This is a genomic window from Binatus sp. (SeqCode), assembly GCF_049584895.1.
GTDB lineage: Bacteria > Desulfobacterota > Binatia > Binatales > Binataceae > Binatus.
Genome location: NZ_JBAUYR010000097.1, coordinates 41,837 through 63,177 on the forward strand (window position 1 = coordinate 41,837; position 21,341 = coordinate 63,177).

Annotated in this window: 21 protein-coding genes; 10 read left to right on the plus strand and 11 right to left on the minus strand. The window is 59.7% G+C overall.

Annotation, left to right across the window (positions count from 1 at the left end):
• Positions 1-2 precede the first annotated feature (2 nt).
• From WB650_RS16835 to WB650_RS16875, 9 genes are all read right to left on the minus strand, one after another.
• Positions 3-488: a tetratricopeptide repeat protein gene (locus WB650_RS16835; protein WP_422305723.1), complete on the minus strand. Its 486-nt coding sequence runs from the start codon at positions 486-488 to the stop codon at positions 3-5.
• 48 nt (positions 489-536) lie between these two features.
• The gene (locus tag WB650_RS16840; protein WP_422305725.1) at positions 537-1,484 is read right to left on the minus strand and encodes a type II secretion system F family protein; all 948 of its coding nucleotides are present in this window, start codon (positions 1,482-1,484) and stop codon (positions 537-539) included.
• An 8-nt stretch (positions 1,485-1,492) separates the two neighbouring features.
• A complete protein-coding gene (locus tag WB650_RS16845; RefSeq protein WP_423961296.1) occupies positions 1,493-2,455 on the minus strand; it encodes a type II secretion system F family protein in 963 nt (320 codons plus the stop codon).
• The gene (locus tag WB650_RS16850; protein ID WP_423961298.1) at positions 2,452-3,834 is read right to left on the minus strand and encodes a CpaF family protein; all 1,383 of its coding nucleotides are present in this window, start codon (positions 3,832-3,834) and stop codon (positions 2,452-2,454) included. The genes WB650_RS16845 and WB650_RS16850 overlap by 4 nt, the downstream gene beginning before the upstream one ends.
• A gap of 10 nt (positions 3,835-3,844) precedes the next feature.
• A complete protein-coding gene (locus WB650_RS16855) occupies positions 3,845-5,032 on the minus strand; it encodes an AAA family ATPase (RefSeq protein ID WP_422305731.1) in 1,188 nt (395 codons plus the stop codon).
• A gap of 67 nt (positions 5,033-5,099) precedes the next feature.
• Complete coding sequence (locus WB650_RS16860) at positions 5,100-6,971, minus strand: pilus assembly protein N-terminal domain-containing protein (protein WP_422305733.1); 1,872 nt, start codon at positions 6,969-6,971, stop codon at positions 5,100-5,102.
• A 27-nt stretch (positions 6,972-6,998) separates the two neighbouring features.
• A complete protein-coding gene (cpaB, locus tag WB650_RS16865; protein WP_422305735.1) occupies positions 6,999-8,138 on the minus strand; it encodes a Flp pilus assembly protein CpaB in 1,140 nt (379 codons plus the stop codon).
• 187 nt (positions 8,139-8,325) lie between these two features.
• Positions 8,326-8,505: a Flp family type IVb pilin gene (locus WB650_RS16870; protein WP_422305737.1), complete on the minus strand. Its 180-nt coding sequence runs from the start codon at positions 8,503-8,505 to the stop codon at positions 8,326-8,328.
• Between the two features lie 65 nt (positions 8,506-8,570).
• Positions 8,571-8,750: a Flp family type IVb pilin gene (locus WB650_RS16875; RefSeq protein WP_422305739.1), complete on the minus strand. Its 180-nt coding sequence runs from the start codon at positions 8,748-8,750 to the stop codon at positions 8,571-8,573.
• A 371-nt stretch (positions 8,751-9,121) separates the two neighbouring features.
• Here WB650_RS16875 and WB650_RS16880 point away from each other — a divergent pair, with 371 nt between their 5' ends.
• From WB650_RS16880 to pgi, 10 genes are all read left to right on the plus strand, one after another.
• Positions 9,122-10,057 (plus strand): hypothetical protein, encoded by a 936-nt coding sequence (locus tag WB650_RS16880; protein ID WP_422305741.1) that lies wholly within the window; start codon positions 9,122-9,124, stop codon positions 10,055-10,057.
• 136 nt (positions 10,058-10,193) lie between these two features.
• Positions 10,194-11,249, plus strand: coding sequence for a cytochrome c oxidase subunit II (gene coxB / locus WB650_RS16885; protein WP_422305743.1), 1,056 nt, complete (start codon positions 10,194-10,196; stop codon positions 11,247-11,249).
• A gap of 13 nt (positions 11,250-11,262) precedes the next feature.
• The gene (gene ctaD / locus WB650_RS16890) at positions 11,263-12,948 is read left to right on the plus strand and encodes a cytochrome c oxidase subunit I (RefSeq protein ID WP_422305745.1); all 1,686 of its coding nucleotides are present in this window, start codon (positions 11,263-11,265) and stop codon (positions 12,946-12,948) included.
• A 61-nt stretch (positions 12,949-13,009) separates the two neighbouring features.
• Positions 13,010-13,612, plus strand: a complete 603-nt coding sequence (locus WB650_RS16895) for a cytochrome c oxidase subunit 3 (RefSeq protein WP_422305746.1) — start codon at positions 13,010-13,012, stop codon at positions 13,610-13,612.
• Positions 13,613-13,621: 9 nt separating this feature from the next.
• Complete coding sequence (locus WB650_RS16900) at positions 13,622-14,452, plus strand: hypothetical protein (RefSeq protein WP_422305747.1); 831 nt, start codon at positions 13,622-13,624, stop codon at positions 14,450-14,452.
• A gap of 7 nt (positions 14,453-14,459) precedes the next feature.
• Positions 14,460-15,164 carry a cytochrome c gene (locus WB650_RS16905; RefSeq protein WP_422305748.1) on the plus strand — a complete coding sequence of 235 codons (705 nt, stop codon included), beginning with the start codon at positions 14,460-14,462 and terminating at the stop codon, positions 15,162-15,164.
• Between the two features lies 1 nt (position 15,165).
• The gene (locus tag WB650_RS16910) at positions 15,166-15,675 is read left to right on the plus strand and encodes a ubiquinol-cytochrome c reductase iron-sulfur subunit (RefSeq protein WP_423961303.1); all 510 of its coding nucleotides are present in this window, start codon (positions 15,166-15,168) and stop codon (positions 15,673-15,675) included.
• The gene (locus tag WB650_RS16915) at positions 15,672-17,144 is read left to right on the plus strand and encodes a cytochrome b N-terminal domain-containing protein (protein ID WP_423961304.1); all 1,473 of its coding nucleotides are present in this window, start codon (positions 15,672-15,674) and stop codon (positions 17,142-17,144) included. Before WB650_RS16910 ends, WB650_RS16915 begins: the two co-directional genes overlap by 4 nt.
• A 68-nt stretch (positions 17,145-17,212) precedes the next feature.
• Positions 17,213-18,046 (plus strand): cytochrome c oxidase assembly protein, encoded by an 834-nt coding sequence (locus tag WB650_RS16920; RefSeq protein WP_423961316.1) that lies wholly within the window; start codon positions 17,213-17,215, stop codon positions 18,044-18,046.
• 19 nt (positions 18,047-18,065) lie between these two features.
• Positions 18,066-19,703: a glucose-6-phosphate isomerase gene (pgi, locus tag WB650_RS16925; protein ID WP_423961306.1), complete on the plus strand. Its 1,638-nt coding sequence runs from the start codon at positions 18,066-18,068 to the stop codon at positions 19,701-19,703.
• Positions 19,704-20,065: 362 nt separating this feature from the next.
• On the opposite strand, the gene WB650_RS16930 is transcribed toward pgi, so the two are convergent.
• A complete protein-coding gene (locus WB650_RS16930) occupies positions 20,066-20,419 on the minus strand; it encodes a type II toxin-antitoxin system RelE/ParE family toxin (RefSeq protein WP_422302033.1) in 354 nt (117 codons plus the stop codon).
• A gap of 48 nt (positions 20,420-20,467) precedes the next feature.
• A complete protein-coding gene (locus WB650_RS16935) occupies positions 20,468-21,280 on the minus strand; it encodes an ROK family protein (protein WP_422302031.1) in 813 nt (270 codons plus the stop codon).
• Between the last annotated feature and the right edge of the window lie 61 nt (positions 21,281-21,341).

Consider the following 21,341-nt stretch of genomic DNA (forward strand, 5'->3'; position numbering starts at 1 on the left):
GTTCAATTCAACAAGGCGCGGAGTTGCGCCAGCGAAGAAACACAAATTGGATCACCGGGCGCGAATTTTAGCGCGCCTTCGAACTCGTCGATCGCCCGCTTCACCATTCCCTTGGCAGCGTAGATGCGGCCCAGATTCATGAACGGAAAGTGACGCGGATCGTAGCGCGGCGCGGTCTTGGCTTTCTCGAGCCATAGGATCGCCTCATCAAGCTCACCCTTGGCGATAAGATAGGCGCCGATATCGTTGTACGGATTGCCAAAGGCGGGATCGATTTCGATGGCTCGATGGCATTCGGCGATAGCGTCGTCGATGCGGCCCATTCCCTCGAACGCCCATCCCCGAAAGGTGTAGGCCTCCGCAGTAGGGAAGACCTCAATCGATTTTGTGTAGAGCTCGACGGCGCGATCGAGATCGTGGTTCATGTGAAAGCGCATCGCCTCGTTCCACAACTCGAGGGCCCGCCTGCGCGGTTCCGAATCAGCCATGATCCGATCGGTATTGTGCCGATCCGCCCGGGTCAAGAGCGAGGGTCGCTATTGGGTGTGGACGCCGGTGAGGGCGCGCATGATTTGAATCATCGCGGGGCCGACGATCACAGCCATCATTGCGGGCAGGATGAAGAGCACGAGCGGAAAGAGAATCTTGACGGTGGTTTTTGCGGCGGCTTCTTCGGCGCGGAGCCGGCGGGTGGTGCGCATCGTGTCCGAGATCGACCGCAGTGCAGGGCCGATTTGCGCGCCAAGCTTTTCGCTTTGCACCAGCGTGGCCGCGAGCGGCCGGATGTCTTCGACGGCGGTGCGATCGGCGAAACTCCTGAGCGCCTGGCCCAGCGTGCTGCCGGCAGCGAGCTCGCCGGACACCATCGAGAGTTCGGCCCCTATCTCCTGCTTTTGGCGGAGCGATTCGGAGCCGACTATCTTGATCGCTTCGCTGAGGCCGAGGCCGGCTTCGACGCATACAACCAGCAAATCCAAAACGTCGGAGAGTTGGCTGGCGATTTTATCGCGGCGGCTCCTGGCTCTGCGACCGATGTAGTAGCTCGGGGCGAACGCGCCAACGCCCGCGCCAATCAACATTACTATGAGCGGCTTGATGCCGTGGAGACCAAAAGCTATCGAGACCACCATCGCGATAAGCGCGGTTCCGGCAGTCGATGCGAGACGGGCGAAGTGAAAGGTTCGGACGGCGCTTGACCCCGGAAAGCCGGCGCGAACCAAGGTCTGCGAGAGCTTCTCGCGCTCCGGAGTGTTCATCGCGGGTTCGGGAAGATGTTTAGCGACCCATCGGAAAAGCGAGTTGGCGAAAGTATCGGAATCCATGTCCACGTTGTCTGGATTTCCGTATGCAACGCGCATCTTGACGCCGATCTCGGCGATGCGATCGTCAAACGGGCGATTGATTCCGTAGATGGCGGCGTAAATCGCGACCGAGACTGCACCGAACAAGAGAAACACGGTCAGACTTGCATAGATTGCCGGCATGGCGATCCTCAGTACTTCACTTTCAGCAACTTACGAATTGAAAGAAACGCGAGGACGTCGAGCACGGCGGCGACTTCGAGAATCTTCTGGCCACTTGGATCGAAGAAGAGCGTGTTGGTGTAGCTTGGCTGAATGACGCTGAAAGCCGCCAGCATTACGATCGGCAGGAACCCGACCGGTATCCCGCTCATTTTGGATTGAGCGGTGAGAGCCTTGATTTGCTGCTGCAGCCGCTGCCGAGTGCGAACTATTTCCGACAGGCGGCCGAGTATGATCGCCAGCGAGCTGCCGACTTCCGCTTGTACGCGCACCGCTACTACCAGAAGGCGGAGATCGTCCTGCGGCACGCGCTTGAGCATCTCTTCGAGTGCGCGCGGGAGAGGCAGGCCGAGGCGGCTCTGTTCGATAGCGGAACGGAATTCGGTTGCAATCGGATCGGCAAACTCCGCCACCACGACTTGCAATCCGCGCAGCAGGGAATGGCCGGCTTCGAGCGACGATTTGATCAAATCGAGTGCATAGGGCAGTTGTTTGGCGAATGCCTTGAGACGCCGCTGTCTGCGGATGCGGATATAGACAATCGGTAGACTTCCCATTGCCGCGCCGATCGCTATCGAGACGAGTTCCCGTCCCCAAATGGCTTCACCCGCAAACAGGCCCGCCGTAAACATCAGCAGGATCACGAGCAGGACGTCGGCGATGCGCGCATAGATTCCCGCCTGCCATAAGTTTTCCTCGAGCTTTTGAAGCAGATTGAGCCCGTAAAACCGGGTCAGGAACTCACGCCCAGTCAACCGGCGAGAATCGGTTTTAGTGATACCGCCTTCGAGGCCGAGGTCCGGACGCGACATGCGTCGCATCACGTTGCGGTTTACGCCGGGACGGACGTCGCGGCGCAAGAACCATAGCGCGCAGGCAACCAGCACGAAGCCGGCGACGGCAGCCGGGATCTGCAGGTCTTCGCGGTTCATCGGGCGGCGGTTTTGATGACTTTCGACTCGGTTTTGTAGCCGGCTGTTTCGAGGCGCTGCGTGTAGGAAGAACGGATGCCGGTGGATTGAAAGGCGCCGTTGATTTTTCCCGCTGCGGTAGTGTCGGCGCGGACAAATTCGAACAAGTCCTGCATCATAATCATCTCGCCTTCCATGCCGCTGATCTCGGAGATTTTCATGACCTTGCGCGAACCGTCGGACAGGCGGCTGACGTGAACAATTATGTTGATGGCCGAGGCGATCTGCTGCCGCATCGCGCGCTGCGGAATCGAAACGCCCGACAACAGCATCATCATCTCGAGCCGGCCCAAGCATTCGCGCGGGCTATTGGCGTGGATGGTTGCGATAGAACCGTCATGGCCAGTGGACATGGCCTGCAACATATCGAAGACTTCCGCGCCGCGAACCTCGCCGACAACGATTCGGTCGGGGCGCATTCGGAGACAATTCTTGACCAGGTCGCGCTGGGTGACTTCGCCGCGGCCTTCGAGGTTGGACGGCCGCGTCTCGAGCCGCACCACGTGAGGCTGTTGCAGGGACAGTTCGGCAGAATCCTCGATGGTGACGATACGTTCGTTTTCGGGGACGAACGCGGACAGACAATTGAGCATCGTGGTCTTGCCCGAGCCGGTACCTCCGCAGACGATTACGTTCAGGCGTGCGCGAACGACGGCGAGCAGAAACTCGACCAGGTCCCAGGTGAGCGCGTCTCTTTCGACCAGCGCGCCGATGTCGAAGCGATGCTTCCCGAAACGCCGGATTGACAGCGCCGGCCCGTCGAGCGCGAGTGGCGGTATGATGGTGTTGATACGCGAGCCGTCGGGCAATCGCGCATCGACCATCGGCGATGATTCGTCGACGCGGCGGCCAACCCGAGAGACGATGCGATCGATGATCAGCATCAGATGGGCGTCGTCCTGGAAGACCACGTCGGTGCCGTAGAGCTTGCCGCGCTTTTCGACGTAGACCTGGTTGTGGCCGTTGACGAGGATGTCGGTGATTTCGTCGTCGCGGAGCAGCGGCTCGAGCGGGCCGAGGCCGAGCAGTTCGTTCTTGAGTTCCTCGACCAGCCGGCCGCGGTCGGCGTCGGTCAGCAGACGGCCGTCCTCGTTAAGGATGTCGTTGATGGCGGCGGTAACCTTGCTGGAAACCATCGCGGGCTCGAGGGTCTCGAGCTTGGAGACGTCGATGGTTTCGAACAGCTTGTTGTGAACCTTGACCTTCAAGCGGCGCGAGCTATCCGCAATCGCGTCCTTGCGGCGGCGGACGGTCGCGCCGATGAGCGAACCGCCGCCGGAGGCAGTCTCAGGCGGGCGTCCGCCGGTGCTAACATGCTGGAGCCTGTCAGTCAGTCCCATCTTGCATACCTCATCGACTTTGATGCGTGACGAAGGCGGATTTGAGCCGCGAGATGAATGTTTCAGGCAGCGCAGCCTGTTCCGTATGCGGCATTACGAGAGCGGCCAGATCGAGCATCGCGCGCGCGACGGCGGACGATGGCGCGACCTGGAAGAGGTCCTGCGCTTTCATCTCGATCGTTTCGAAGGTGCGATCGTCGGCCGGAATCCTGGCGTAGATGGGCTTGGCGAGAGTCGATTCGATGGCCTTTTCGGTCAACGGATGCGACGGCCGGTAGCGATCGAGGACGAAGTGCGGCTCGAGCGTAGTCAGCCCCAGGCGCTCGAACAGGTCGATGAATCGCCATGCGGATCGGGCCGCCGCGATCGACTGATTGAGCACGTAAAACAGGTGGTCGGAGCGCTCCCACGCGGCAACCCCGTTCTCGTCGACGTGGTCGCCGCAATCGACGATAACGTAGTCGAACAACTGGCGCGTCAGGTCGAGCACCGTGCCGACCGTAATGTCCGAGACCAGTTCGCCTTCTTCGATTCGCTTGGGCGCGGCCAGCAGGCAGACGCCTGACGAATGCTTGGTCAAGGCGGATTCGAGCTGGATCGAGTCGAGCTTATGCTCGAGGCGCACCAGCGGCATGATTGTCACTTCGGGATCGAGGTTGAGAAAAACCGCGAGACCTCCGGTCTGAAGATCGAGATCGACCAACGCCACGCGCTGATGCAACGACTCGAGCGCCAAAGCGAGGTTGGCAGCGAGCGAAGTCACCCCGACACCGCCGACCAGGCTGGTGACGGAAATGACGATGCCACCTTCGCGGCGCTCGGTGCGCCAACGGGCCTCGCTTACTTTCAGCAAGGCGCGGGTGGCCTCGCCAGGGTCGAGTGGGATGAACAGAATTTCGTCGGCGCCGGAGCGCAACGCCCGCTTCATCAGACCGGGTGAGCGCGCGCTCAACAATGCGAGCAGGGTCGGGCGCGGCGAATGGAGCGACTGGCTTTGGAGAAAGCTCAAGGCGGCTTCCTCGTTGCCGTTGACTATCACCAGGGTTGCGTCCGGCGGCACGGAGGCATTCTCGGAAAGATTGGCGGCGGTGGCAGCCTCACCCTCGACAATCTCGAGTTGAGGTTCAACCAATCCCGCCAGAACCGCTTTGAGCTGGGTGCGTTCGTCGCCGGGATCGCCGACTAGCATGACTTTCATCGAGCTGCGACGACTCTCGCCGTTTGAACCGTTAAATGGCACTCACTCTCTCCCTTGAGTATGCGTTCTAGAATCGAGGACGGGCCGCGTCCGGCGGCACGAGGGTCTGGGTCCTGATCTCGTCTGGAGTTAACTCGGAGCGACCGGTGGGCAGGTATACCTGGCCAGTTGGGGGCAGCGGGCGGACTATCTCGGGCGTCACGCTCATGACGAGGTCGCTTTCCTTGTTCGACCAAGAGGTGTTGCGGAAAAGACCGGCCAGATAGGGGATGTCTCCCAGATAAGGCACCTTCTGCACCTGAGAGACTTTTTCATGAAGAATCAGCCCGGCGATGATGAGCGTCTGGCGGTCCTTGAGTCGGGCCATCGTCTCGGCCCGCCGGGTTACGAAGGCCGGAACGGTGAAGCCGAAGAGCTCGACGCCGTGCGTATAATCCGGTTCCGAGACCTCGGGTTTCACAATCAGCTCGATATCGTCGCGGCCTACGACGGTCGGGATGAACTCGACCGAGGTGCCGAAGGTTTTGAATACGATGGTCGAGTTCAGCGCCTGGGCAATGACGATGGGTATTTCGCCACCCGATAGGAATTTGGCTTTTTCTCCCGAGTTCGCCAGCAGATGCGGCTCCGCCAGAACTTTGCCGAGGTTGTGAGTCTCGATAAACTGAAAGAATCCCTGCCATTGAACGTTCGAGTTTCCCGCAGAGAGTCCATAGGTCAGGTTCGGTGACAGCAGCATTGGAATCAACTGGCCGGGACCGGGCAAGATTCCGCTCGGTGAGGTAGTGCCGGACAACGCTCCTGCCGAAGCCGAGCTCTGAAGAGTGCTGGCTGCGTTGTAGGGCGTGGCGACCGCGCCAGGCAGACCGACCAGCGAGATGCCGATTTTGGTGAGCGCGACCGACAGGTCAACTCCCTGGTTCTCGAGTTCAGTGCGGTCGAGTTCGGCTACAATAGTGTTGAGCATCACCTGCTGTTTGCCGCTGGCGTCGACTCGAACCGTGCGTTCGTCGTAGCGGCCTTCGGCGTCCCAAATGGCGAGCGTCGTGAAGCCGGGCTGATGAGCGATTAGATTGAGCTGGAACGGATCGATCACCTGCACATCGGCAATCTTGGAGTCGGCGACGGAAACTCGCGTGATGCGGTGCTGAAAATCGATTACCTCGGAGGTGCCGATCATGAGCGATACGGCTTCCTCCGGCAGATAGTGCTTTCCGCCGGAGACACTGTCGCTCAGGTATCCCCGGCCTGGATCCACGACCGACGGATCGTTTCGATAACGAGCCGTGCTGATTGCGGACGGTGCAACCGATTGGCGCGGCTCATAAGGCTGAGAACCCTTATCCGGCTGAGGCGGCACATTCCATGAGGCGTCATCATAAGAAATGGGCGCTTTGTCGGCGACCGTCGCGGTGTAAGGTGAAGCTACTGATGGAGTCGCGCGCAGTGAAGAAATGGTTCCCAACTCCGGCGTTGCAGAGGACGTCGAGGTTGACGGCGCCGCTCCCGGCCGCGAGTTTAGTCCCTCATCGCTAATCGAGGGCGGCGCTTTGCCGGGGGTAAGCGGCGCGCCGGGTTTGGCAACAGCGAACGCATTGACGTCGTAGCTGACTTCGCGATCCGACCTATTGGTGACGGTAACTATCCAACGCCCCGCGCCAGCACTCAGCATCGTGAGCTTGCCCGGCGGCGAGTCGTAGCTGACGAAGGCATTTGGATTTTGCTCGACCTTAAACGACGGTTTGGTGCCCGGTTTGATATCGTTGATCACGTAGGTCTCGCCTGCGTTCATCGAAACCGGCACCCAATCGGACGGGTCTTTTGCCTGCGCCGATACGCTTGCCGCGCTGACGATCAGAATCAATCCGGCGGCCGCGAGTAGCCGACAGATTCTTTCTGCCGACAGAATGTTTACGTATCTGTTTTTGCATCTCCTCATGGCCTTTCCCCCTTTAGCCACCTGCGATCATGGAACCTGATAGGTCTTTGGCGCTGGCACGTAACCCCGATCCCCCGGTCTGAGCGGCGCGACATCGGTCATGGCGTGGCCGTCGATTGCGTCGCTTCGAACTGCTGCGAATGCACTCGGCGGCGGCTCGGCGAAGCTCGCCGACCAGACCGGCTTCACCGACGAGACTGGAGATTCAGGCGCATTATTGTCCGGCTCTGCCGGCGCCGCGGGCATCGGCGGTTCCGAAAGGGCGGGCGTGTCCTGATGGGCCTGGAAAGATGAATGTGTGCCCGCGCCGGAATGGACAAAGGAAATCGCCTCTGACGACTTGCCGTCGCGCATCACTTCGATTCGAAAAGCGGTGGGTCCGTGCGCGGGACGAGCGGTCAGACCCGGCGCCGGTTGTATTTGCATCACGGGCAAGGTTGAGGCGGGTATTCCGCCACCTTCATGGAGCAGATCGGGCAGTCCGATTCCCTTGGTCGCGACGATTTTGGCGTCGCTGTAATTGCGCATCGCCAGGCGCAGCAGTCCCTCGCGGCTGGCCAGGGTGAGTTTTTCGGCGTCGGGCGGAGTCACCAGCAAGGTGACGACTTTGACCACTTCAGGCTGGTCCTTGAGGTGTTCGATTTCCTGCGCGACTGCCAGAACTTCGATGTTCTGCAGAACGATGCGCGAGAATGAAGGCTCGCCCGGACCGGTGCCCGCAACGGCGACCAGGATGTCGACGCGGGTGTGCGGCGCAACGAAGCCGGCAATGTCCGAGACCTCGTCGACCGGGACCGACATCGCACGCATCCCGGGTGGAATCAGCAGTGGCATAACGCCGGAGGTTTTTTCGCCCATGAAGAGCTTGCTGGCGACAATCGGTTCATTGGCTTCGAACTCGGTCTTGGCGAACGAGTCTGCGATCGCCTGCGGATCGGTGAAACCGCCCTGCGGAACGCTGTCGCGCGACCATCGAACGAGCTTGACGGAATCGGGCTCGAGCTTGGTGCCGAGCGGAATATCGTTTGCAGCGACGACGATTTCGACGGTTTGGGCCATCGCGCGCTGGACTTCGGACTCGCGTTTTCTGATTGCGGAGAAGACCACAATCGCGGCCAGCATCGCGCCCAACGCGGCCAGGATTACGAACACTATCGGTCGTTTCATCTATGCCCCCTGCTTGGCCCCCGGTTTGCGCGACCAGTCGATCCCGACTTTTCAACTGGCCCCCACGCGCAAAATTCAATCGATCGCACTTCCGCCTCAACCTCAGGATTTTGCGCGGCGGAGACTTAAGTCTCCGCCGCCTGTCCCACGCGGCTTGTATTCGGCTGCGCAGGGTTGAGGGCTATTCTCACGCACCCGTCAGACTCGCGGTCACGTTGGCGATGATCGTGTTGATTCCGCCTTCGAGGCCCTGGTACGCGATGTAGCCGGCCACCGCGATCGCCGCGATAATCAGCACATACTCAGTCATCGTCTGACCCTTCTGGCTTTCGCGGACGCGACTGACGAATTGGTCGAAATATTTCATCGTCGATGTCCTTCTTTCGCGTTTGCGTCGGCGCATCCGCGACTGGTTTGCGAAAGGCCAGTGGTCTACGCACCCTTCAGGGTGGCGGTCACGTTAGAGATGATCGTGTTGATTCCGCCTTCGAGGCCCTGGTACGCGATGTACCCGGCCACAGCGATGGCCGCGATAATCAGCACATACTCAGTCATCGTCTGTCCCTTTTTGCTTTCGCGGACCCGAACCATGAGTTTGTTGATGTAGTTCATTTTTGATGTCCTCCTTTGCGCGTTTAGTCAGCGCAATCGATTTGTTTCACACCAGCCGGACAGTTAATCGAACCGGATGTGTTGCCTGCCGAACTGACTTGATTTCTGCGACAACCCCTCTTGTCCAAGTTCAACCTGCGCTCGGTTCAGTATTCAGCTGCGTGCCTTGCTGTGAGTCTTAGGTGCACCACTTGTGCCAGCAGCCGATGCGAGCGAAAGACCGCATAGCCACGCAGGGCAAATCGTAAACGAGCCAATCTGACACCGCTGGTCGCGGCGCGGTACATCGAATGATTCAGTCGCCGGAGCGGCGTTCCATTTCTGGTCTTTTTGGGTAGGCAATCGGCTGTCTCCTTTGCCATAATCGGGTCATGCTTGGCCAAAATCGCACTTCGATTCTGCCCTGCCCTTTCCTGCGAATTGCGGGCCAAGAGGTAGTTGCGATCGCGCTCGCCGTTGCGCTGTCAGCATGCGCACCGTCGGCACTGACCTCGGCGCGCAGCCAAATTGCCGCCGCCAATTATCCGGCAGCGCGTCAAGAACTGGTCGTTCTGTCGGCCCGCACGGACCTGAGCGAGAGCGAGCGGATCGAGGTGAAGGACGATCTATGTCTATGCGATTTCAAGATCGGGCGGCCGACTTACACGCTGGCCGAGCAACGCGGCGTGTGCATGGACGCCGCGAAGGAGCCGGGCAGCCAGAGCGCTTCGATAGTCGCGCAAATCGACGAGGCCGAGCGCCTCAAGGATACGCAGTTAGTAGAAGCCGCCCTGACCGAGCGTGACCTGGCCGACGCCGAGAGCGCAGCCACTGACTATCAGCGGATGCCTGGAGCCGATCCCGCAACGGTTGCGCGATGGTCGAAGGAAATCTGGACGCTGGCAGATACGCAGGTGTTCGCGGATTCGGTGGCCAAGAAGCATTCGCTCGGAGGCGCCATCGCCGAGGCACGCAAAAACCATCCGAAGGTCGCAAAGATGAGTCCGAGCCAATTCGACCAGTGGGTGGTCATGACTTCGACGGTTTCGGGAACCGCACTGGTGTCGAACGTAGAAATTAAGGACTCGACGCTTAATCTTTCGGTCGACGAAGCGAACTTGCCGGTGGTCGCGCTCAGCCTCGACCGACTTGCCACTATCAACGACGCGATGGTGGCTCGATGCGGTTGCGACGCGCGCACCAATGTGGCCGTCGCTGAGACCGGCTTCCCCGCCTACTTCATCAGGCTGGATCCCGAGACTCGGATGTCCGAAGTAATGATTCTGCCGCGCGGGGACCACGCGATCGTATCGGCCAACTCGAACTGAGCTCTGGCTCGCCCAACTCTTCGGCGTTCCTGGGCCGCTTAGTCATAAAAAATGTTTTGTGCTAGTCATGCCAACTGACTAAGTATCGCAATTGCGTAACCGCGGTCGGCCGCGCGGTCTGGGAGCTGCGAAAATCTTGTACGCACTTATGCAGCGCTGGTGCCTGACGATTGCTGTTATCGGTTGCGCCCCGGTTGCCGCATTAGCCGACGACTGGGGGATGGGCGCTTCCAACTCGAAGATTCCCCCGAGCGGCGTCTTCGATGCCGTTTCGACCCCTGCTCACGAAATTAACACCGTCGCATTCTTTGTAATCTCGATCACGGCGGTAATTTTCCTTATTGTCGCCGGACTGCTCGTTTACAGCATCGTGCGATTTCGCGTCCGCCCGGGCGACGACGGCCGCGAACCGCCGCAGGTCTACGGCAGCAATCCGATCGAGTTCGCATGGACGACGGTCCCCGTCCTCATTGTATTGGTACTCACGCTCGTCACGATCCGCACCATATATACGGTGCAGGCGCGGGCGCGGCCGCCCGGCGCGCTGAGCGTCCATGTGATAGCGCATCAGTGGTGGTGGGAGTTCCGCTATCCCGGCTTCGGCATCGTCACCGCCAACGAACTTCACGTCCCGCTCAGCGATCCCAAAAGCCCCACGCCGACGTTTCTCGACCTCGAGTCGGCTGACGTCGCGCACAGTTTCTGGGTCCCTCGCCTGGCGGGCAAGACTGACGTAATCCCCAACAAGAAAAATTCGATGTGGATCGATCCGCACGTCGCCGGCACCTACCTCGGGAATTGCGCCGAGTTCTGCGGCACCGAGCACGGCATGATGTTGCTGCGGGTAATCGTCGAGCCGCGCGCCGATTTCGATCGATGGGTCTCCGCGCAGAAGGAGCCGCCGGCGATGGACGCGTCGGCTGTGCACGGACGCCAGGTCTTCGAATCGACCGCGTGCGTAAACTGTCACACGATTCGCGGCACTCAGGCCGACGGGCGGTTCGGTCCCGACCTCACACATCTGATGACTCGCGAGACGATTGGCGCCGGCGTCGCGATGAATACTCGCGATCACCTCAAAATCTGGGTGAACGATCCGAGCATCATGAAACCCGGCGCGTTGATGCCGGCGATGAACCTCGGCGACAAGGACCTCGACGACCTCGTCGCCTACCTGGCGACCTTGCGCTGATGGAGATGAGAGCATGGCGGGCACTATCGATCAGCAGATTGCTCTCGGCGCGATAGACGACGCGCAAGCGCTGCCGCTGCTCGGTAAGCTGCACGAGTGGGTCGTCACGGTAGATCACAAGCGGCTCGGCCTCATGTACATCGGGGGCGGCCTCTTCTTTTTTCTGATAGCCGGCCTGCAAGCTGCGACGATCCGGCTTCAGCTCGCGTTCCCCGACGGCGCCATCGTGCCGCCGCAGGTATTCAATCGCCTACTGACGATGCATGGCACCGCGATGGTCTTCCTGGTTGGGATGCCGATCCTTACCGGCTTCTTCAACTACCTGGTGCCCCTGATGATTGGAGCGCGCGACCTCGCGTTCCCGCGGCTCAACGCCTTCGGCTTCTGGCTGTGGTTCTTCGGCGCGATTCTCCTCTACTTCAGTTATATCGGCGGCGACGGTCTCTACGGCGCGGGCAGTGCGCCCGACGTCGGATGGTTCGCGTACGCACCGCTCACCGAGCTGCCGTTCTCGCGGGGCAACAGTACTGATTATTGGATACTGAGTATTTTTCTGACCAGCGTCGGCACGACGGCAACCGCAATCAACATAATCGCCAGCGCGTTCTGCATGCGGTGCGAAGGGATGACGCTCAGCAAGATGCCGGTGCTGGTGTGGCTGGCGGTCGTCGTCGCATTCCAGATGCTGGTCGCGTTGCCGCCGCTGTCAGCCGCGCAGGCGATGCTGCTATTGGATCGCTTCCTCGGTGCGCACTTTTTCGACACGCAGGCGGGCGGTTCGGCTATACTGTGGCAGCACTTCTTCTGGATCTTCGGCCATCCCGAAGTTTATATCCTGGTGATTCCCGCTTTTGCTTTCGCCTCCGAGATCATCCCGGTCTTCTCGCGCAAAGTGATTTTCGGTTACAGCGTCATGGTCGCTGCGTCGGCCGCGATTGCGTTCGTGAGCCTGAGCGTGTGGGCGCATCATATGTTCTCGGTCGGCATGACGCCCGTCGGCAACTCGTTTTTCGCCGCCTCCTCGATGCTGGTAGGTGTGCCGACCGGCATCAAGATTTTCAACTGGCTCGGCACAATCTGGGGCGGGAAACTTCGCTTCAAAGTGCCGATGTTGTTCAGCCTCGCATTTATTTTTCAGTTTCTCGTCGCGGGGCTGACCGGCATCATGTTGGCCGTCGCGCCCTTCGATTGGCAAGTTACGGATACCTACTTCGTCGTCGCTCATTTCCACTATGTACTAGTCGGAGCGATTGTATTCATGGATTTTGCCGCTATCTACTATTGGTTCCCAAAGGCTACTGGGCGAATGCTCAGTGAGGCATTGGGTAGGTGGCATTTCTGGCTATTCTTCATAGGCTTTCATCTGACATTTGACACTATGCACTTTGCGGGACTGCGCGGGATGCCCCGGCGCATCTATACCTATCAGCCGGGACGCGGACTCGAGACGCTCAATCTGGTTGAGTCGATTGGCGCGCTGTTCCAGGGCATCGCCGTGCTCATACTAGTAATCAATATTGTTCGCTCGCTCCGCTCCGGCGAACGGGCAGGCAACGACCCGTGGGATGCTTGGACGCTCGAATGGTCAACGAGCTCACCACCACCGGAATACAATTTCGCCGAAGCGCCTAAGGTACTCAGTCGCCGTCCGCTGTGGGACCTTAAACATCCGGAAGACCCGGACTGGAAGTACGAATGAAGGCGTTCTCTCATTTGCGATTGTCCCCCTTCCCTCGAGGGAAGGGGTTAGGGGTTAGGTAATGGCCGCCGCACCTACCGTGATGCCCACTCCCGCAGTGACTTGGGCGGACACGCTCCCACGACGCGGCCGCGTCGGCATTATGGCGCTGATTCTCACCGAGTCCGTGTTCTTCTCGATTTTCGTAGTCGCCTACATCTTTTATCTTGGCAAAAGCCTGACCGGCCCGTACCCTAAAGACGTCCTGTCGCCTCCAATCCTGAATACCATCTGCCTGCTTTCGAGCAGCATCACGATCGTCCTCGCGATCCGAGCCCTGCGCGCCGGTTCGATCGGCACCTTTGCCCTATGGTGGTTCGTCACTTTCGCCCTCGGCGCCGAATTCCTGACCGGCACGGCCCTCGAATGGCATCGACTCATCTACCATGAGGGTCTATCGATTCGCACCAACCTTTTTGGAACTACCTATTACTCATTAGTGGGTCTGCACGCGATCCACGTCACTGTTGGATTACTACTTATTCTGCTCGTGCTGATACTGACTATGTGCGGATACATGAACGAACGACACATCGAGCGGACTGATGTGCTCTCATGGTATTGGCACTTCGTGGACGCCGTTTGGGTTGTAGTATTCCTGACCGTGTACGTGATCGGTCGATGAGCTAATGCAATGGCTATGCAGGAAAATCGCGACAACGTAATCGAAGTGCCTGCACCGACGCCATGGCCGATGCTTTTTGCGATCGGCTTGACGCTGTCCTTTGCCGGCCTCGTCACCGCCTTCACCGTCAGCATGGTCGGCTTCGTGCTCACGATCGCCGGCGCCGTCGGATGGTTTCGCGAAGTGCTTCCGGTCGAACATCGCGAGACGGTTCGCGTCACGCCGATCGAGGAAGTCATCGTTCCCGCAAAAATCGGCGTCGACTATCTGCGAGTCGGCGAGCTGGGTAATCGCGCTGTGCTGCCGCTGGAAATCTATCCGTACTCGGCTGGCATCAAAGGCGGGATCGCGGGCGGCGTCGCGATGGCTGTTCTCGCTGTGGCGCAAGGCGTCATTTTTCACGGCAGTCTCTGGTACACAATCAACATTCTCGCCGCGACCGCGATGGCGAATCTCTCCAACGCCGACACGGCGACGCTTTGCAGATTCATCCCGGAAGCATTCGTCGTCGCACTGATAATTCACGCCTCGGCTTCGATCCTGGTTGGACTGCTCTACGGCGTGATGCTTCCGATGTTTCCGCGCTACCCGGCGCTGTGGGCCGCGATCGTCGCGCCGCTGCTGTGGACCGGTCTGCTGTGGTCGTCGCTACGCGTGATCAATCCGCTGCTCGACGCGCGCATCGAATGGCGCTGGTTCATTCTGTGCCAGATTGGGTTCGGCGCGGTCGCTGGTTTCGTAGTCAATCAAACAGAGCGCGTACATACGCTGCAGCATCTGCCATTCGCCGTTCGCACGGGGATCGAGGCGCCTGGTCTCGGCGAAGAGCGCAAGGACTAGCATCAAGTTGAACGCGCGCAAGTCCAAATCGCTCCTCGCGAGCGCGGCGCTAACGGCAATCCTGTTCGCAGGGTGCGATTCGCTGCCCGGCCGCCCCACGCAAGCCGAGCTTCCACTGCGCCCTACCAATGTGACCGACTTCGCGACTCTGTACGGCGACAATTGCGCTGGATGCCACGGCGCCGACGGTAAGTCGGGCGCCGCAATCGCAATGAACAATCCCGTGTATCTCGCGATCATCGACGACGCTTCGATGCGCCGCGTCGTCGCCAACGGAGTTCCCGGCACTGCGATGCCGCCGTTCGCGCAAAGCGCCGGCGGTTCGCTGACTGATCAACAGATCGAGATTCTGATCGCGGGCATCCGCAAAAGCTGGGCTGGCGCTGCGGATGCTGCCGCGGGTGCTCCGCCATATTCCAGTTCCACGCCAGGCGATTCGAACAATGGCGTGCAGGTATACGCGGCGAACTGTCAATCGTGTCACGGCCCCGATGGCAAAGGCGGAACGGCGGGTTCCATCGTCGATCCTTCATACCTTGCGCTCGTCAGCGACCAGTACTTGCGCACGGTGGTGATCGCGGGACGCCCCGAGCTCGGCCATCCTGATTGGAAAAGTTCCGCCGGCGGACAACCGCTAACTCCCCAACAAGTCTCCGACGTAGTCGCGTGGCTTGCATCGAAACGTCCCGCTCCGTTGGCACTGAGTAATTGAAATGACTCAATCGGCTGAAAAGACCACTCGTCGGAATTTCCTATTTCGGATCGGAATAGTCATCAATGTGATCGCCGCTGCACTATTCGCAATACCTATTGTCGGCTACGTACTATCGCCTGCACGGCGCTTCACCTGGCTCGACTGGATAGCGCTCGGCCCACTGACTGGCTATCCGGAAAACCAGACGCGCCTCGCCGAGTATATAAACCCGTTCAAGAAGTCGTGGGACGGCGCGACCGCAAAAATCCCTTGCTGGGTGCGCCGGATGGAAGGCGATCAGTTCCAGGTCTTCGCAATCAACTGCACTCATCTTGGATGCCCGGTGCGATGGTTCGCCGAATCCGAATTGTTCATGTGTCCATGTCACGGTGGCGTCTTCTACTCCGACGGCAGGCACGCATCGGGACCTCCGCCGCGACGGCTCTATCAATACAAATACAAGGTCGAGGCGGGACAGCTCTGGATTTACGCCGGCCAGTTGCCGACGCTGGGCCAGCCGCAAGCATGATCGACGTGCTCAAATCAGTCTGGCGATGGCTCGACGCCCGCCTGCAAGTCGGCGGCACGATTGCCGAGGTTGCTGCGCATCCTGTTCCGCGCAGTTCCGCGAGCTGGTGGTACGTCTTCGGCAGCGCCACGCTGGTCGTCTTCATCTTGCAAGTAGTCACCGGCATCTGTCTCGCGACTGTCTACACGCCCGCCGCCGATCGCGCCTGGGACAGCCTGATCTACCTGAACTACCAGCAGCCGCTCGGATGGTATCTGCGCGCGCTGCACGGTTGGGGCTCCAACTTCATGGTCGCCCTGATGTTCATCCACATGATCCAGGTCTTCCTGTTCGGCGCGTACAAATTCCCGCGCGAACTCACCTGGGTCGCCGGATGCGTCCTGCTTTTATCCACGCTCGGCATGGCATTCACCGGCCAGGTGCTTCGCTTCGATCAGAACGCATACTGGGGCCTCGGCATCGGCGCGTCGATCGCCGGCCGCACTCCGATCATCGGCTTCAAAGTCGTCGATCTGATTCTCGGCGGCCCAATCATCGCCGGCGAGACCCTGTCGCGATTCTTCGCGCTGCACGTATTCGTGATCCCGGGTCTGCTGATCGCCTTCGTCGGCCTGCATCTCTTCCTGGTATTGCGATTAGGCATTAACGAATGGCCGATGCCCGGTCGAATAGTCAGACGCAATACCTACTTGCAAGAGTACCAGGAGTTAGTACACAAAGACGGCGAACCGTTCATGCCATTCGCGGCGCAAAAGGATCTGGTCTTCGCCGGCCTCATCATATTGAGCCTGCTCGTCGTCGCCGCCGTCGAGGGGCCAATCGGTCCCAACGGCCAGCCCGATCCGACGATCATCCAGACGGTTCCGCGCCCCGACTTCTTTTTCCTCTGGCTATTCTCGCTGTTCGCACTGTTGCCGCCGTGGACCGAGACCTTCCTGATGCTCACTGGTCCGGTCGCCGTCATCGGACTTATCTTCGCGTTGCCCTTCATCTCCCCCACTGGCGAGAAGAGCTGGCGGCGACGACCGATCTCAGTGGTGATCGTGATTCTCGTCGTCACGACTATCGCCACGCTAACCTGGCTGGGGACGTTCTCGCCGTGGTCGCCGGTGATGGACGCTTGGAGCGCCGCGCCGACGCCCATCGATTACGTGAAGGGCCGCACTCCGCTGGAACTACAGGGCGCGCTGCTGGTGCAGAGCAAGCAGTGCCGCAATTGCCACTCGCTCGGCGGCAACGGCGGGATGCGCGGTCCGGCACTCGATGACACGGCGACGCGCCTGACGCGCGATCAGATCGTTCGCCAGATAGTTCAAGGCGGTGGCAACATGCCGGCCTACGGCAAGAACCTCACTCCCCCGCAGGTCAACGCGATCGTCGCATTCCTCGCCACGATGCATCCCGCGGGCGAACCTCCCGCGCGCGATTCGGCGCATCCCGCCATTCCCGCATCAGAATCGACCTACTGAATTTCACAGTGAACTCCGCAATACAAACCGCCTTCGATTCGTGGACGCCGCCCATCGCTACGATCGCGATGCTACTGATCACCGCCGGAATTTATGCGCGCGGTTTTTCTCGCCTACACCGCCAGATGCCTGATCGATTCCCCATCTGGCGACTCGCGATGTTCATGGCGGGGATCGCCGCGCTCTTCATCGCGGTCGCCTCGCCGCTCGAGGAGCTCGACGACCTGCTGCTGCAAATTCACATGACGCAGCATCTGTTGCTGATGCTGGTCGCACCGTCGCTCCTGCTGGCAGGTGCGCCGGCGATCGCACTCGTGCGCGGACTTCCTCCGCGCATCGCCAGGGCAATCGTCGGCCCGATTCTCCGATCAGATGTCGTACGCCGATTCTTCGCATGGCTGACGGATCCGCTGGTGTGCTGGATAGCATTCGTCGTCGCAACCTGGGGATGGCATTTGCCGGCAACGTTTCAGCTCGCGCTCCGCTCCGACGGATGGCACGTGGTCGAGCACGTATGCTTCTTCACGACCGCACTGATGTTCTGGTATCCGGTCATTCAGCCGTGGCCAAGCGCCGCGCGCTGGCCGCGATGGGCGATGCTTCCCTATCTCTTACTGGCAGACGGACAGAACACCATCCTCGCCGCACTCTTCATGTTTTCCGATCGGCTGATTTATCCTTTCTATGCGACCTCGCCGCAGGTCGCGGGTTTCACGCCTCTTGGCGACCAGGTTGTCGCCGGCGCTATCATGTGGGTGCCCGGTTCGATTTTTTATCTCGTGCCCGCAGCGCTGATCATGTTTCAGATGCTCGCGCCGCAAAGCCTGTCGCGCCAATCCGCGCACGAAGCTGACTTTCATCGCCGGGTCACGCGCGAGGTGCCGGCGGCGCCGCATTTGTAGTTCGTAAAAGGAGACGCCCATGCCATCACCATCTATTTCGCTAACCAATCGACCCGCATGGAAGGCATTGCAAGAACATTACAATCAGATTCGGAGCCGCCATCTGCGCGCGATGTTCGACGAAGATCCAAAGCGCGGCGAGCGCCTCGTGGTCGAGGCCGCCGGTCTGTACTTCGACTACTCCAAGCATCGCGTGACCGACGAGACGATTCGCCTGCTGCTCGCGCTAGCCGACGAGGTGGGACTCCGCGGGCGCATCGACGCGATGTTCCGTGGCGAGAAGATCAACGTCACCGAAAAGCGCGCCGTGCTGCATATCGCGCTGCGCGCGCCGCGCGGAGTGTCGATCGGCGTCGACGGCGACGACGTTGTGCCCAAAGTTCACGAGGTGCTCGATCGGATGGCGGACTTTTCCGGGCGCATCCGCGACGGATCGTGGAAAGGTCACACCGGCAAGCGCATCCGCAACATCATTAATGTAGGTATCGGCGGCTCCGACCTCGGTCCAGTCATGGCGTACGAAGCGCTGCGTCATTACAGTGACCGCAACCTGACCCTGCGCTTCGTCTCCAACGTCGACGGCACCGACTTCGCCGAGGCCACCCGCGACCTCGACCCGGCCGAGACGCTGTTTATCATTTCGTCGAAGACTTTCACCACGCTCGAGACGATGACCAACGCGCACACCGCGCGGGAGTGGAGTCTCAAGGCTCTCGGCGACGAAAAAGCGGTGGCGAAACATTTCGTCGCGGTCTCGACCAACGCCGCCGAAGTGACGAAGTTCGGCATCGACACGAAAAACATGTTCGGCTTCTGGGATTGGGTCGGCGGCCGCTATTCGATGGACTCTGCAATAGGCCTGTCCACGATGATCGCGGTTGGCGCGGACAATTTCCGCGCGATGCTCGCCGGCTTCCACTCAATCGACGAGCATTTCCGCACCGCGCCGTTCGCGCGCAACCTGCCGGTCCTGATGGGCCTGCTAGGTGTCTGGTATAACGACTTCTTCGACGCGCAAACCGTCGCGGTGCTGCCCTACGAGCAATACCTGAAACGCTTTCCCGCCTATCTGCAGCAGCTAACGATGGAATCGAACGGCAAGCAAGTAACCCTCGAAGGCGCGCCCGTCGACTATCAGACCGGACCTATCTATTGGGGCGAGCCGGGCACCAACGGCCAGCATTCGTTCTACCAGCTAATCCACCAGGGCACGAAACTGGTCCCATGCGACTTCATAGGATTCTGCCGCGCGCTTAACCCGCTAGGACGCCATCACGATCTGCTGCTATCAAACGTATTCGCGCAGGCCGAAGCCCTGGCATTCGGAAAAACCCCCGAACAAGTAAAAGCCGAAGGCACTCCAGACTGGCTAGTGCCGCATCGAGTATTCGAAGGCAACCGCCCATCGACAGTTATACTAGCCGACCAGCTAACACCTGAGACTCTAGGCAAGCTGGTAGCCCTATACGAACACAGCGTCTTCACCCAAGGCACAATCTGGGACATAAACTCCTTCGACCAATGGGGCGTAGAGCTAGGCAAGGTCCTGGCGCAAAGAATAATCCCGGAACTGGAATCCCCGAAGGAACCCGACCTAAAGCACGACAGCTCAACGAATGCGTTGATAAGAAGGTACCGCGCCCGCCGCGGTAGCTAGCGACATTACTAGCGTCTTCGGACGATCCATTTAATGGGAGGCGTCGCTATAGAGTCTCCAGTTTTCCCTTGCTTTTGGTTCATCGGGCGAGTGCTCGGCTAACCGCCTTCGGTTCGCGCGCGATTACAGTCAAAAACACGCGGGCTGTTCTATCCGGCTTTCTGCGACGTTGCTCCCAATCTTGCACCGCGTCGATCGCAAGTCCAAAACGCCGGGAGAATTCCGATTGCGAGCACTTCAGCTTTTTTCTCAATGCCTTAACGTCGACATCTTCCGGCACATGCACTACGAAACCATCGGTAGTTTCTCCGCGCGCGAATGCGCGAGCTTCCTTGGCAGCTCCGATAAGCCGCGTCCCAATTTTAGACATGGCGCTTAACTCCCTTCCTGTACGCACGAACGATGTCGCGTAAAATTCCCTTCAACTCATTCCTCTCCGCTTTCGTCAGATTCGCTTTCTCGTCCTTACGATAGACCGCCAGCAAAAAGACCGGAACGTCTTTTCCTGAATAAAACGTGATGACTCGATATCCACCGCTCTTTCCCTTGCCACGACCTGCGACGCGGACTTTGCGGGCGCCACCGGTGCCGCGGATTTCGTCACCAGCTATAGGATTGTTCGCGATCGCTTCGACCACCGCTTCCCTTTCGCGCTCCGTCAGTCCATTCGCCCTGGCGTCAACCAGATAAGCGGGAGTCTCGACGATTGTATGCATCGATTATGATATACGGCATTGCCGGAGGTGTCAAAAAAGATTGTTGCGCTATGAAGCTTTCTGCGCGACGGGCTGATCCTGCCAGAGCTTGATGCCGCCGAGCAGGCCGTCGGTGTTGCTGACTATCTTGACGTTTTCCGGCAGCTTGAAGTCGATGGTCGGGGCATTGCCGCCCCCGATGTATAGCCGGTCGTAGTTGAAGGTCTTTGACAACTCGTCAATCGCTGCGCCCAGGATCCGGTTCCATTTCTTTTTGCCTTTCTTTCGGAACGCCTTGATGCCGAGCTCATCTTCATAGGTCTTGCCGTTGTGAAACGGATGATGCCCCAACTCGAGATGAATCCGATGCCCGTCGACGAACAGCACCGATCCGAATCCGGTGCCGAGCGTGATTACCAGCTCGACGCCGTGGCCGGTGACGCATCCGAGGCCCTGCACGTCGGCGTCGTTGGCGATTCGCACGGGCACCTTGAGCTCCTTTTTGAGCGCCTTCTCGAGGTTGAACGCTTTCCATCCCTTGCCCAGGTTCGCGGCAGTATAGACGACGCCGTTTTTGATCACGCCGGGGAATCCTATTGACGCGCGATCGAACTCGCCGGCCATCTTCGCTAGCTCCTGGATGATGGCGATCACTTTCTTCGGCGTCGCGTTATGCGGTGTCTTGATCTTTTGCCGCTCAGTGATCATTTTGCCTTTTTCGTCGAGCACCGCGGCCTTGATTCCAGTCCCGCCAACATCGACTGCAAGGGTGGTTGTCGACTTCGGCACTGACGTCGTCGCGGGTGTTGGCAATTTCACTACCGCCGCAGGTTTTGCGACTGGTTTTCCGGCCGGAATCTTCGCAAGTTGTTCTTCTTTCATTTGCTCACTCTTGGATTGAGGCGTGGCTGGATTGCGCGCGTGCTCGCGTTCGCTCCTTTAT